The organism is Erwinia sp. SLM-02 (genome assembly GCF_037450285.1).
Lineage (GTDB): Bacteria > Pseudomonadota > Gammaproteobacteria > Enterobacterales > Enterobacteriaceae > Erwinia.
The window spans coordinates 1,580,444-1,594,169 of the sequence record NZ_JAQISN010000001.1; the positions used below are offsets into that span (position 1 = coordinate 1,580,444).

Annotated in this window: 13 protein-coding genes; 1 reads left to right on the forward strand and 12 read right to left on the reverse strand. The window is 58.9% G+C overall.

All coding sequences use genetic code 11. The features are described 5' to 3' along the window. Window positions 1–39: 39 nt before the first annotated feature. The 6 genes from PGH32_RS07355 to PGH32_RS07380 form a co-directional block, all read right to left on the reverse strand. Window positions 40–975, reverse strand: a complete 936-nt coding sequence (locus tag PGH32_RS07355) for an Rpn family recombination-promoting nuclease/putative transposase (RefSeq protein WP_337893636.1) — start codon at window positions 973–975, stop codon at window positions 40–42. A gap of 130 nt (window positions 976–1,105) precedes the next feature. Next, the gene (locus PGH32_RS07360) at window positions 1,106–2,137 is read right to left on the reverse strand and encodes a tyrosine-type recombinase/integrase (protein WP_337893637.1); all 1,032 of its coding nucleotides are present in this window, start codon (window positions 2,135–2,137) and stop codon (window positions 1,106–1,108) included. A gap of 1 nt (window position 2,138) precedes the next feature. Then, window positions 2,139–2,732, reverse strand: a complete 594-nt coding sequence (locus PGH32_RS07365) for a cytochrome b (protein WP_337893638.1) — start codon at window positions 2,730–2,732, stop codon at window positions 2,139–2,141. A gap of 421 nt (window positions 2,733–3,153) precedes the next feature. Further along, entirely contained in the window at window positions 3,154–3,960 is an 807-nt protein-coding gene (locus PGH32_RS07370) for a helix-turn-helix transcriptional regulator (RefSeq protein ID WP_337893639.1), read from the reverse strand. A gap of 118 nt (window positions 3,961–4,078) precedes the next feature. Next, a complete protein-coding gene (locus PGH32_RS07375; RefSeq protein WP_337893640.1) occupies window positions 4,079–4,951 on the reverse strand; it encodes an MBL fold metallo-hydrolase in 873 nt (290 codons plus the stop codon). A 96-nt stretch (window positions 4,952–5,047) separates the two neighbouring features. Further along, window positions 5,048–5,944: a LysR family transcriptional regulator gene (locus PGH32_RS07380; RefSeq protein WP_337893641.1), complete on the reverse strand. Its 897-nt coding sequence runs from the start codon at window positions 5,942–5,944 to the stop codon at window positions 5,048–5,050. 109 nt (window positions 5,945–6,053) lie between these two features. Here PGH32_RS07380 and PGH32_RS07385 point away from each other — a divergent pair, with 109 nt between their 5' ends. Continuing rightward, complete coding sequence (locus PGH32_RS07385) at window positions 6,054–7,472, forward strand: aldehyde dehydrogenase family protein (RefSeq protein ID WP_337893642.1); 1,419 nt, start codon at window positions 6,054–6,056, stop codon at window positions 7,470–7,472. Window positions 7,473–7,541: 69 nt separating this feature from the next. On the opposite strand, the gene PGH32_RS07390 is transcribed toward PGH32_RS07385, so the two are convergent. From PGH32_RS07390 to PGH32_RS07415, 6 genes are all read right to left on the reverse strand, one after another. Next, a complete protein-coding gene (locus tag PGH32_RS07390) occupies window positions 7,542–8,732 on the reverse strand; it encodes a cytochrome c biogenesis protein DipZ (RefSeq protein ID WP_337893643.1) in 1,191 nt (396 codons plus the stop codon). Window positions 8,733–8,879: 147 nt separating this feature from the next. Next, the gene (locus tag PGH32_RS07395) at window positions 8,880–10,190 is read right to left on the reverse strand and encodes a sensor histidine kinase (protein ID WP_337893644.1); all 1,311 of its coding nucleotides are present in this window, start codon (window positions 10,188–10,190) and stop codon (window positions 8,880–8,882) included. Continuing rightward, window positions 10,187–10,927, reverse strand: a complete 741-nt coding sequence (locus PGH32_RS07400) for a response regulator (protein ID WP_337894275.1) — start codon at window positions 10,925–10,927, stop codon at window positions 10,187–10,189. Before PGH32_RS07400 ends, PGH32_RS07395 begins: the two co-directional genes overlap by 4 nt. Before the next feature lie 14 nt (window positions 10,928–10,941). Next, window positions 10,942–11,934: an alpha/beta fold hydrolase gene (locus PGH32_RS07405; protein WP_337893645.1), complete on the reverse strand. Its 993-nt coding sequence runs from the start codon at window positions 11,932–11,934 to the stop codon at window positions 10,942–10,944. A 276-nt stretch (window positions 11,935–12,210) separates the two neighbouring features. Continuing rightward, entirely contained in the window at window positions 12,211–12,567 is a 357-nt protein-coding gene (locus PGH32_RS07410) for a cupin domain-containing protein (RefSeq protein ID WP_314420304.1), read from the reverse strand. 188 nt (window positions 12,568–12,755) lie between these two features. Beyond that, complete coding sequence (locus PGH32_RS07415; protein WP_337893646.1) at window positions 12,756–13,649, reverse strand: dihydrodipicolinate synthase family protein; 894 nt, start codon at window positions 13,647–13,649, stop codon at window positions 12,756–12,758. Window positions 13,650–13,726 lie beyond the last annotated feature (77 nt).

Genomic DNA, 13,726 nt, shown 5'->3' on the forward strand with positions numbered 1-13,726 from the left:
AGCGTCTGATGACGTCAGGGTTAAACGACTTTCGAAAAATCAGTGGCGCAGTGCATCAAGATCCTCGGCCCTCAGTCCGGTAACGGCAAGAACTGACTCTGCATCCATACCCCTTGCAAGAAGTGACCGGGCAATCGATAAAGCCGCTTCACGCCGGCCTTTAATCATTCCCTGCTCTTCACCAAGGAGAATACCTTCCTTAATACCTTTCTTAACGCCGATCTGTTCAAGCTGTTGGGCAATAGTCATCAGTTCATCCTTATGCTGAGGCATCCGTAGTGCGAGTTTCCGTACAAAAGCAGACGCATCGGGGGCTTCCCCTGCCTGCACCAGATAGTTTATCAGCGAAACTAACTGCTGTCCTGTCAGATAACCGCATATCAAAATTGTACCAAGCCTGTCGAGTAATTCTGTCAGGTCACGCTGGTGGATATGCTTTTGCAGCAGCGTCAACGCCGCCATGCTGCGGTGGTGCATAATGTCATCGTCGGGAATGATGGTGACATCAATCAGGGGAAAATCTTCGCGATACAGCTTTTCCGCCAGGCCGGGATCGTAGAATTCCTGCAGCCAGTTGGTCGAGTACGGATAGGGGCTTCTTCTGCCATTATAAAACAGGAATGGAATAACCAGCGGAAGATGGTTGTGCCCGGCATCAAGATGCCGCTGCATCGCCGCGACGGCATAACGCATCAGCCGGAATGCCATATGCCTGTCGGGTGTAGATTGATGCTCAATCAGGATATGAATATAGCCTTCACCCGAGGTGGTTTTCACGCTGTAAAGCACATCGCTGTAGTAAGCACGAAGGCTTTCCTCAACGAAACTGCCTGACTCTAATTTTAGCGTGCTGAGATCGCAAAGTGCGTAAAATTGCTCAGGCATGTGCAGCGCGATAAAATCTCTCGCCGTATCCGGATGGTTAAGAAATGTTTTAAATACCGCATCATGCGGAACGGATGTCGTCCGTGTCATCGTCCTGCTCGCTGGCTGCTGAAACAGAAATCCTATCTCATCAACGAGTACGATTCCGATTAAGGAACGGATTTCTGAAGGCGTCTTCAGAAATTATTCTGCGCACTCAGACTCTGCCTCAGGCCGGGGTTTAGCTAAAACCCTTCTCCATAAAATCAACCATCGCGCCCTTATGTGCATCAACATTGCGGATGTAGCGCATCAGCGTTTCCGGTTTTTTCCACGTGCCTTCCTGCATAATTTGCGGAACGGAGTAACCCTGTCGGGCCATATCCTGGGCGGCGCCGACGCGGGCGCTGTGTCCGCTCCATCCCTGATAGCGGCCTTTATTTCCTTTCGCCGGAACGGTCGGGCCTACCTCGCGCCACGCCTGTTGAAAAATAGTTTCCAGCGCCGGGAGCGTTAACGGGCTGGCGTTGTTGACTCTGGCCGTATTGGAACGATGAACCGGGCAAAAAAGATACGCGTCCGCCTCGGCGGCCAGGCCGGAAATCATCAGCCATTCAGTGAGGCGCTGGGAGGAGTGGCTGCTCAGCGCTTTGATTAATCCACCGGTCTGCACGATGGTTTTGGTCCACGCAACGTCCAGAATAATTCGTCCATCCTCCGTGCGGCTGATATCACCCACCCGCAGGCGGGCAAGTTCGCTGACGCGCAGCAGCGTATTGTAGGCCAGATGAAGAAAAGCCAGGTCTCGCACCTGCTGCAACCGGTCCGATCCTGCCCAACGTGCATCCAGCCGGGAAAGATCGTTCAGTCGAAACGGCACGGCCTGCCCGGTGCGTTCGCCGCTGACTACCGCGCTGCGGTTGATTTTTTTCAGGGTACGAAACACCAGCGGCGAGGTGCCGGGCGAGACCAGCCCGGCATTGCGATGCAGCGTGGCGATCAGCGCGGCGTGGCTGGCAATGGTTGAAGAAGCGCGGCCACGGGCCTGTAGCCAGGAAAGATAGTCACGCAGATCGGCAGGGGATAACGGGAAAAACGTTCGTCCGTTTTCTTCCGCCCAGCGATAGCAGATGCGCATAACGCTGAGCAGCTGACGCCACGTATTGGGCGAGAAGGCGTCTTTGTCCTCGACGAATTCTTCAAGCGTTGCTCGCAACGCATCGCCGGCGGTTGCAGAAAGAAAGAAGGACTGATTCTGGATGGTTTTGGCCATATTACTCTTTGCCTCCCCGTGACGACTTAAGCCCGGCCATCCGGCCAAGCGTGCCGTCACGCAGGACGAACCGGTGGTAAAACGCCGCCAGAATATGCACGGCCATGATGCCACAGAGCACCCATGCCAGCAGGGCGTGCAGCGCATTGGCGGGTAGGGTCATCCAGCCGACTTCCGTGCCGGTTTCCGGAATGAGCGGCAGTCCCCAGGGGCTCCATCCCTCGCCGCTGCCGTACACGCGCAGAAGAGCAATCGCGGGGATGATAAACATCAGGGCATACAGCATCAGGTGAGCGGCATGGGCGGCGGTGCCCATCCATCCCGCTGAACGGGGCGGGCGGCGGCGGTTGGTGAACCCCCATACGGCACGCACGACGACGAGCGCGATGGTCAGCAGGCCAACCGTGCCATGATCGGGGCCGAAGCGGGCGATGTTTTCGACGGTTGCTGAAGGGCTGAACGCCTTCCAGCTCAACGCCATGATCAACTGCCAGAGGAGCAGGTAAGCCATTCCCCAGTGCAGGATGCGGGTGACCAGGCCGTAGCGTTCGGGCGCGTCCATCCACTGGCGGCCGGTACGGTAAGGGTCGCTCATGCTGCACCTTCAGCTGTCGCGGAGAGAAAAGGGGGCGGGAATTGGGTGAATTTCGTCATATTTGCTGAATATATCGCCTGTTATTACCATCGATCGCGCTACGTGAATTCTGCCAAACTAGCAGGGGGATTATGCTCAATCTTTCACGTAGCGACGCCATTTTACGCTGCAATATTGCCCGCCTGCTGCCCGGGTCAAATACGGGCATCTGGCGGGCGGCAAAGTCCGGATCCGCAGCGGATCCTATGATAGCGGGATTTCGATCCAGGATCCTGACTTTATATAATGCTTATTATATAAAGTTAGAAAATTAACACAACTAACGATCTTCATAATTATCCATATTTATCATTAGATTAGACAAGTCAGGGAGGGGGCAGCTTTATTTTTCCAGGATCGTGAACGAAACAGGATCCCACTATTAACGAAATCCGGAAGGTTCAATACCGTAGCGGTCGCTGAACTGTTTACTGAAACTGGCAACCGAGCTGTAGCCCACGCGGCCCGCCACCGTTTTTACCGGAAGTTCAGAAGTCATCAACAGGCGCAGCGCCTCGGCCACGCGGGCTTCGATGATTATCGTCCGCAGGCTGGTCGATTCAGCGGCCAGTCTGCGGCGCAGCGTGGCACCACTTAAACCCAGCTGCTGTTCGATTTCAGCGGCGTGCCATAAATGGGCAGGATCCTTCGACACCATACGACGGATCCTCATCGCCAGTCCCGGATCGCGTGGGCGCATCAGACCGTGGCAGCCCATAGCGTACAGTTTCAGCACCACCTCAACCATGGCATGCAGCGACAAAGGGCGTATGCCGGCCGTCATCGCCTGGATCCAGCGGTTCAGCGGGGCGAGCAGTTCACCGATGGAAACGGCAACAACCCGGCCAGTGTCGTTTGATGCCGGCGCGGCCAGCAGCAGACGCGCGGCCTCCAGCTGTTCCTCCGCCAGCGACAGGCTGAGCGCGATGAATTCCCCGCTGACTTTGCAGGGCGCATATTCGATATCAAGACTTCTGGCGTTGGGCACCACCAGCATCTCACCGGGATTGACCGTCACCCAGTCATCGTTTTCCCGATAGCTGAAGGTGCCCTGAAGGGGAAAAGAGAAGGTGGCCACTTCAGCCTCGAAACGTTTAACCTGATGAGTTTTCACCGCCCGCAGGCAAACGCAGGGCAAAGGGGATTGGGAATGCGCAAGCTGAAGCAGTTGCTGAAGCAGATGCTGCACCTCAACATCATGTGTTTTAGAAACCGGCATAGGACCATCGGACAGGGAGTCGATTTTTCACTATATGCCGCCTGGGCCTGTTTGCTCAAGCGGCCTGTGCTCTCATCGCGTTTTAACCTCAGACCACCGGTGACCAGAGGTCATAGTCCAGGGCGAAAGTGGCACCGTCACGTTTGACTTTCCCGGTGGTTGGCAGATTAAAATGCATTCCGCTGACCGACAGATTATCACTGGCCGCCCGGTCCAGCAGGCGGTGACGAACCGCTGATGCCGCCGCGGGGTCGCTGTCGAAGGCGATGGTAACGTCCGGCTGAGCAATCTGAATATGGGGGAAATGCACAATATCGCCCCAAATCAGCAGCGATTCTCGTTCATCTCCCAGTAAATAACCACTGTGGCCCGGCGTGTGGCCAAACAGAGGAACCGCCTGAATACCCGGTAAAATCGCCTCCTGACGGAACGGCACCAGGCGATCGTCATAGGCGTTGAAGGCGTTTCTGGCCAGGTTGATAAACGGACGCTGTCTGTCCGGCACGCTGGCGTAACGGTCTTCATCGCGCCAGAAAGCCAGCTCTTTCTCATGCACAAACAGCTGCTGCACATTACGGAACAGTGGGGTTTGCAGCGGACCGGCCAGGCCACCGATATGATCCGGATGGGCGTGGGTCAACAGAACGGTATCAATCTGCAGCGGATCGATGCCCGCGGCGGCCAGCGCAACCTGTAAACGACCACCCCAGCCGTTAACGCCGCCTGCGCCGCTGTCGACCAGGATAGTGCGATCCGCCGTCTGAATGATATAAACGTTGATATTGATACGCGGCACCGCTGGCGCACCGCGCCGCTCAAGCAGTGCTTCCGCCCGCGAGCCGTCAATACCCGAAAGCAGTTCAAACGACACATCCAGATACCCATCGCTGAGCATCGTTACCCGCATATCGCCGATTTTTTTGCGGTTAATTGCCGGTGTCTGCCAGTTAAGCTGTGCCATCACGTTCTCCGTTAGCCGATTTCATTCAGTCAAATCATGATGTTGAGCATAACAAGCGCGGCTAAAGCGTTTCGCTCAGTTTGGCTCGTCTAACGCTCAATCCGCCTGATTCACTTCATGAATGAGATCAATCAACGCCTGCAGGGCGATCGGGATATGGCGCCTTCCGGCATAGTAAAGCGAAAGGCCCGGCAGCGGCAGTAGCCACGGCGTCAGCACGCTCACCAGCGTGCCGTCTCTCAGTTCATTTTCGATATACCAGCGCGGGATCTGCGCGATGCCCGCATCGTGTCGCACGGCGGAAAGCATCAGCTGAGGGGAATCGAGGATCAGCGGGCCGGGGACATGCAGTGTAAATTCTTCTCCCTGCCGGACAAACTGCCAGCCAGAAGGCAGCCCGCCGGGCAGACGCCCGCGAATGCACCGATGATGCATCAGATCCTCCGGCTTTTGCGGCGGGGAGTGGCGATCGAAATACGCCGCAGAAGCCACCACCGCCAGCGGGATCTCCCGGGAAATCGGAACCCGGATCATATCCTGCGGCACGCTGTGGCTGACCCTGATCCCGGCGTCAAACCCCTCGCCGACAATATCCACCATCCGGCCCTCGGTAACGATATCCAGCGTCACGTCCGGAAAACGTTGCAAATAGCGGTGCAGGACTGGGGTAAAGGTCATCAGCGCCGCACCCAGCGCACAGTTAATCCGTAACGTCCCCGACGGCGCAGCGCTCAGGCCGCTGGCTTCATCAATTGCCAGCCGGATCTCGGCCACGGCGGGGCCAATCCGTTCGACAAACTGCCTGCCTGCTTCCGTCAGTGACACGCTGCGGGTGGTACGGTGAAAAAGCCTGATCCCCAGTCGGGCCTCCAGGCCTGCGACCGCATTGCTGACCGCGGTGGTTGACATCGCAAGCTCCAGCGCCGCCGCGCGAAATCCACGCCGTCTGGCCACGGCCAGCACCACGTTCAGTTCCGTTACATCTCTGGACATTGTTTTGATTTCCGGGATTCCACATGTCTGATTAACCATATTATCAAAACAATCCGCCGCCGATACACTCCGTTCATACATTCCAGTCAAACAGAACGGGAGCCATACCATGCGGGTTATCGACCAGGCCTATATCGACGGTAAATTTGTCGCGGTCAGCGGCAGCAGAGAAATTGACAGTATTAATCCGGCCAGCGAAGAGGTGATTGCCCGCGTGCGGCTGGCGGATCGTGATGATGCCCGGTTGGCCATTGCCGCCGCCGTCCGGGCACAAAGCCTGTTACGGGAGACGTCCCGGGAGGATCGCGTTGAGATGCTGATGGCGCTTAAATCCGCCGTGTTACGTCGAACGGCAGAACTTCAGCAGGCGACCATTGAGGAATATGGCGGCCCGGTTGCCCGTTCACGCTGGGTCAGTCAGTATGCGTCGCAGTGTTTTTCCGATGCTGCCAGCATCTTGCAGAGCTACCGCTTCACGCAGAAAATCGGCGCGGCAACGGTGGTGATGGAGCCGGTTGGCGTGTCGGCGCTGATCGCGCCGTGGAACAGCGTGACAGGCTCGGTATGCAGCAAGCTGGCTTTTTCACTGGCTGCGGGCTGTGCCTCGGTGATCAAGCCCAGTGAACTCGGTGCCATCCAGACTCAGGTGCTGGCAGAAGCCCTGCACGAAGCCGGTCTGCCTGCCGGGGTGTTTAATATTTTGCTGGGAAATGGAGATGATGTGGGTGATGAGATTTGCCGGCATCCGCACGTTGCCAGAATCTCGTTTACCGGCTCCACCGCAACGGGAAAAAGCATCGCCCGCACGGCAATGGAAACGCTGAAGCGCACGACGCTTGGGCTGACGGGAAAATCCGCCTCAATTCTGCTGGATGATGCCGATCTCGACGTCGCGATCCCGCTGGCGATAAGCGCCGCATTTCTTAATAACGGACAGGCCTGCGTTGCCGGAACACGGCTTCTGGTAGCGAATTCACGGGTAAATGACGTCATCGCCCGCATCCGGCAGCATGTTTCTACGTTAAAAACGGGGCAGCCCGACAATCCGGTGACGGATATCGGTCCACTGGCTAACCGCAGCCAGTACGAGCGCATTCAGCACTACATTCGCCGGGGCGTTGAGCAGGGGGCGGTGATTATCGCCGGGGGCGAAGGGCGTCCGCAAGGGCTGGAAAAGGGCTACTTCGTCAGGCCAACGGTGTTTGCCAATGTGGACAACGAGATGGATATTGCCCGTGAGGAGATTTTTGGTCCCGTACTGTCCGTCATCGGCTACAGCGATGACGATGACGCTATGCGCATTGCCAACGACTCACCCTACGGGCTGCAGGCCTATCTGTTCACCGCTGATACAGACAGGGCGTTGCGTATGGCCCGCCATCTTCAGGCGGGCAGCGTGCTGATCAACCGCATTACTCCTGAGCTGCTGGCGCCGTTCGGCGGAGTGAAGCAGTCCGGAATGGGCCGCGAGTTTGGTGTTTTCGGCCTTGAATCCTTCCTGGAGCCTAAATCCGTCGTCACCGGATAGCGCCCGCAAAAAGTCACTGCCCGTGCCAGAGACCTCTTACCCCGGGGTCTCTGGCCGGTTCAGACAGTGTTAGCCGCGCGCCTCTTTCAGCAGCTGCTGTATGACGCGTTCCTGCTGCGCGTAATCACCTTCACCAAAGGCGGTATAGCGCAGCTGGCCCCGGGCATCGAAAATATAATGCGCGGGCCAGTACTGATTGCCGAAGCGGTTCCAGATAGCATAGTTGTTATCGGTGACTACGGCGTAAGGCAGTTTCCAGCGGGCAATCGCATCGGCAACAGCTTGCGCATCGCGCTCCCACGGATACTCCGGGGTATGCACGCCCACGACCACCAGCCCCTGGCTCTGATACTTATTTGCCCAGTCGCGCACGTGCGGCAGGGTGTGCTGGCAGTTAATGCAGTCAAAGGTCCAGAAATCAACCAGCACCACTTTCCCTTTCAGCGACTCAGGGCTGAGCGGTTCCCCGTTCAGCCAGCCGGTATCGCCGGCCAGCGACGGCATGGCACTGCTGGTTTGCGGGGCGGCAACCGGCTGCAGTTTTACCGGCGGCTGCGGCAGGGCAAAGCGGTCGCTCAGCCGCTGCTCCAGGCGCTGGGCAAACGCCGGTCCGCTCTGCAGCTGGCTCTGCGCACCGCTGGCGACCAGCGCCACCGACCCGAGCATCAGTCCACCCGCGAGTTGACGAAAGCGGGTGCTCATGGCTAATCCCGGCCGCATCCGCGCCAGCAGTTCACGCCCGGCAAACCACAGCAGTCCCAGCATCACGGCGCATCCGCTGCCGTAGGCGGCCAGCAGCAGCGCCACGGAAGCCGATGATGCGCCGCTGACCGACAGGCTGAGGATCGCACCGAGTATCGGCCCGGCGCAGGGTGACCACAGCAGGCCAATCGCCATCCCGGATAGCAGGGCGGCAGTCAGCCCCCGGCGGCGATAGCTTTCGTCATTGATGCGGTTACCGAGGGCAACAAAAGGCCGGCTCAGCCACTGGGCCACCCGCGAGGAAAGCAGCGCCAGGGCCACGAGGGTGAGAAAACCGAGGGCAATCCAGCGCCCGGCGGCGGTGACGCCGGTGACCCAGTGGCTGGTCACCGACACCAGCAGCGCCACGCCGGTAAACATCAGCACCATACCGCCGAGCAGCGCGATAATTTTGCCTCTGCTGCCGCGCACGCCGGCAAACACAAAGGGGATAACGGGCAGGGTGCAGGGACTGAGCAGCGTCAGCATCCCGGCAATAAATGCAATTAACAGCGTCATAGCGAAACTCCTTCAACGACAATCGGGGGGTAAGGTCTGCCTTCGCGGGCAGTGGGCCTATTTAACCGCTCGATTGTGTTGGAGGTGTTTCCCGATCCGCCCGGTTTTGTCAGCACGCTTATCTGCGGGCGGCGGGGATACACTGTGCTACAAACGCAGCGCAACCAGCACAACGGTCGCCTGCAATCCTCCCTCAGGGCGATTGCTGAGCGTCAGCGTGCCGTTCATTTGCCCCACCAGCTGTGACGCAATCGCCAGCCCCAGCCCCGTGCCACCGGTGTGGCGGCTGCGGGAGTTTTCCAGTCGGTAGAAAGGCTCCAGCACCGCCTGAAGTTCGCGCTCGGGAATGCCCGGCCCGCTGTCGCACACGCTGAACTCCACGCGTTCTGAATCGGTACGGGAGAGCACAATGTCAGCACGATGACCGAACTTCAGCGCATTATCGGTCAGATTGGTGATAACCCGCCGGAGCGCCTGCGGCCGAACGCTGAAACGATCGTCGCCGCCAGACGGCGTAAAGCTCACCGCCAGCCCGATATCCTGATAATCACAGGCGAGGGTGTCGATAAAAGCATTCAGGCTGACGGTCTGCGGTTTCTCTTCCAGCCCCCCGGCGCTGCGGGCGTAGGCAATGCCTTCGCGAACCAGCCGGCTCATCTGATCCAGATCGCTCTGAAGCTTATCGCGCAGTTCCGGCTGTTCCGACATCTCCACGCGCAGCTTCATTCGGGTGATCGGCGTTTGCAGATCGTGTGATATGGCCGCGAGGATCTGCGACTTCTCTTTCAGATGATCCTGTATGCGCTGCTGCAGATCGTTAAACGCCCGCGCCGCCTGACGAACCTCCACCGGCCCACCCTCCGGCACCGGCTGCACGGACGGTGAGGCAGGCTTCAGGGTATCAACGGCACCAATAAACTGGGTGAAAGGGCGTATCACCTGGCGAACCGCCAGCCAGCCGCAGCCGAGCAGCAGCAGGAGCTGGGCAATCAGGACTACCGGTAACCAGGTCGCGATGGCGGGCATGTGCGGCCACAGATTGATGGTCAGAGGGCTGCCGTCATGCAGCGTGAGATGAACCTGAATATGTTCGCGGTCGCCGGGAAGAGAAACAATCCGTAACGGCCAGCTATCACCGAGCGCGGCCCTGAGCGAGTTCACCGCATCGCGCGAGCGCCTGCTGGTGGGGGGCGTGCCGGTTTCACCCGGCGAGAGTTCATAGCTGTAGTTTCCTCTGTCCAGCCGGGTCAGCCACTGTGGGCGTTCGGCGGCAGGGAGCCTGTCGAGGATCGCCACGCTGGTGGCAACATCGTTTTCCAGATTTCCCAGCATCACGGTTCTGGCGCTGCTCATACGTTCAATCAGCAGGCTGGCCAGCGTCATGCCGTTGGCCAACAGCAGGCCCAGCGAAACGATTAACAGCAGCCGGGCCAGCAGCGTTCGCGGCCACAGCCTCATTCGAACGCCTCTTTGATAATGGCGGCTGCGGCCAGAACATAGCCTTCGCTGCGGACCGTTTTGATCAGCAACGGTTCCCGCGCATCTTCCCGCAGCCGCTGGCGCAGTCGACTGACCAGCAGGTCGATGGAGCGTTCAAACAGTTCCGCATCGCGCCCCTGGGTCAGATTAAGCAGCCGATCGCGGGACAGTACCCGCTGAGGGTGATCGAGAAAAACCCGCAGCAGCCGGTATTCCGCGCCGCTCAGCGCCACCACCGTGCCCTGCGTATCCAGCAGATGGCGGGCCGTCGTATCCAGCTGCCAGTCGCCAAAAGCAATGATCCGCCCGGCTTCCGTCACCTGCAGATTCGGCGGCAGGGCGCGCGTGCGGCGGAGGATCGCCTTGATCCTCGCCAGCAGCTCCCGGGCAACAAACGGCTTCACCAGATAATCATCTGCGCCCATTTCCAGCCCGAGGATGCGGTCGGTGTCCTCCCCCCGGGCGGTAAGCATCAGTACCGGCATATTTTTCTGCGGATTGCTGCGCAGCTGGCGGCACAGCGTCAGGCCGTCATCGCCCGGCATCATAATATCCAGTACTACCAGGTCGATATGCCGGTTCCCCAGTACCGACCGCATTTCGCGGCCGTTCGCCGCCCCGGTCGCGGCGTAGCCGGATTTAATCAGGTAGTCGACGATCAGCTCGCGAATATCGCGGTCGTCATCCACCACCAGTATGTGATCGATATGGTCCAGGGGAGGCTCCTTGGTTACATGCCCGCGGCGTCAACGACGGCCTGAACAAAGCGTTCAGGATCTTCCTGCGGGGGATTGTGTCCGATATTACCGTTAAACGTCCGGTGTTCATATTTCCCGCTGAACTTTGCGCGATAGGCCGACGGGGCCGGATGCGGCGCGCCATTGTTGTCGCCTTCGATGGTGATGGTCGGCACGCCGATGGTGGGCAGCGCCGCCAGTTTCTGTTCATACGCCGCATATTTTGCTTCGCTCTTTTCCAGACCCAGCCGCCAGCGATAGTTGCTGAGGGTAATCGCCACGTGATCGGGGTTGTTCAGCGCGCGGGCGCTTTTCTCGAAGGTGGCATCGGTAAATTTCCAGCCGGGTGAAGCCTGCTGCCAGATCAGCCGCGCAAAGTCTTTGGTGTTTTCAGCATAGCCCTTAGCGCCGCGCTCGGTGGCGAAATAAAACTGATACCACCACTGCAGCTCCGCCTGCGGCGGCAGCGGTTTGCGGCCCAGCGCCTGGCTGCCGATCAAATAGCCGCTGACCGAAACCAGAGACTTCACGCGTTCCGGCCACAGGGCCGCCACGATATCTGCGGTACGTGCTCCCCAGTCATAGCCGGCAAAAACCGCCTGTTTGACGTTTAACGCATTCATCAGGTCAACCACATCCTTCGCCATCGCCGCCGGTTCGCCATTGCGCGGGGTTTTGTCCGACAGGAAGCGGGTGGTGCCGTAGCCGCGCAGCCAGGGAACAATCACCCGATAGCCCCTGGCGGCCAGTTCCGGCGCCACCCGCGCGTAGCTCTGAATATCGTAGGGCCAGCCGTGCAGCAGAATAACCGCCTGACCATCGCGCGGGCCGATATCCACATAGCCGACGTTGAGTACGCCGGCATTAATCTGCTTTATCTGTTCAAATCCGGCGCCGTTGTCCTGAAGCGGTTGCGTCGCGGATGCCTGACAGGCGAAAACATTAGCCATGGCGGCCAGCAGTAATGGCGAGATACGAGTTTTCATTTGATGCCTCTGGGATTGTTGGGTAGTGAGGCTATGAAAACACGGTGATGTATGCGGAATATGTTCATCGAACGGGGTTGTGCCTCACTCTGTAACCCAGCCAGAGGCAGATACAGTGTGATACAACGTTCCAGGCAAGCACAGTGCACGGATGACGTGCGGCGCGGTGAAAGCCCTGTGCAGGACAGGGCGTGCGGGGGGCAAAGCGGTAGTTCACGGTCAGCCGCTGTCGCTGACCTTTTCGCCTACGGGATTGGGGATCGGCCGTGGGGCCGATCAGTTGGCGTCAAAAATCACATAAACCTTACGCATCTGCGTTTCCACCACCCAGGTTCCCTGCGTATTGGCTTCAAAAAACAGCGTATCGCCGCCCTTAAAGCTGACCGGCTCTTCGCCGTCGGTGGTGAAGGTGCCGCTGCCGCTGAGAATATGCATGACTTCCGCCTGCTTCACGCCGCGGCGATAGCTGCCCGCCGAACATTCAAAGATACCGGTATCGATATCGTCCTTGCCGGGGATTTTTTTCTCCAGCCCGAACACCTTAATCGGCGGGCTGCCCGGCACGCCGTCCACGCTGCCGCACGGCTCCAGAGATTCAATGGCGGCAGGCTGTTCAATTTTCTGTACTTTCATTTCAGGTGATTCCTTAAGATGGATGCGGAAGCGACGTCGTAAGGTAATGAAAAGACGTAGGTTAATTGCGTGATGACAGCCAGATTAACCGTTTCCTGAAGTAGATGTTTTGAGTTATCGCCCACCATTAAACATTTTTGCACGCTATTTCAGCCGGGTTTGGTAGAAACTGTTGCAGGCAGACGCATCTATGCCAGTTCCAGCGACGTGATGACCTGTTTAATCTCCGCCACGTCGGCGGCCCCCAGCGGTCTGAGTGGGCGCGGCAGGCAGTCGATCTCCGTTAATCCGATAATCCCCGCCGCCGCGGCGATCACGCGGATACTGCCGCCGTGCCTGCGGAACAGATCCCACAGCGGGTTCAGGCGCTCGCTCAGCGCGGAGACCTGCGCCACGTCGCCACGGGCGGCGGCGTTGGTAATCGCTTTTGCGGTGCGCGGGAACAGGCCGCCGCACACCGAATACCAGGCTTCGCAGCCCGCATTCAGCCCCAGGCCGGCAAACGCATCGCCGCTCACGCCGATAGTCACCCCGGCAGGCAGCTGGCGGCGCAGATTAGCCACTCTTTCCCTGGCGGCTTCCGGCTGGCCGGGTACGCCCGGTATTTTAACGGATTTCACCCCCGGCAGCGCGGCGATACGGCCGTGCAGCGCGTCGGAAAATTCAAAGTGGCTGGTGCCGGGGTTGTCGTAAATACAGACAGGCTGTGAAACCCGCTGGCTGACCGTTTCGAACAGGCCAAACACGTCATCGTCGTTAAGCTTCTGGTAGGAAAGCGCCGGAAGCAGCAGGGCGCTGGCACCGGCCTGCTGGGCATCCTCCGCCAGGCGCAGAACTTCATCGGTGCCGACGGCACCAATACAGACCATCATCGGAATTTTACCCAGCGTCTGCTTCGCCAGGGCGGCGATGCGCTTACGCTGCTCGCGGGTCAGATAGGCGTAGCTGCCGGTTGAACCCAGCACGCCCGCCGAATCAGCCTGCGCGGCGACAATCCGCTGGAGAATGTGAACAAATCCTTTTTCATCGATGCCCGCCGCAGTAACGGGGGTCAGGGGGAAAGCGCTGAGACCGGTAAACATGGTGACTCCTGAACGATAAGCGAAACGAATTAGCCATCTGAGGTGAATCGGCACATTGTCATATGACAATGTGCCGC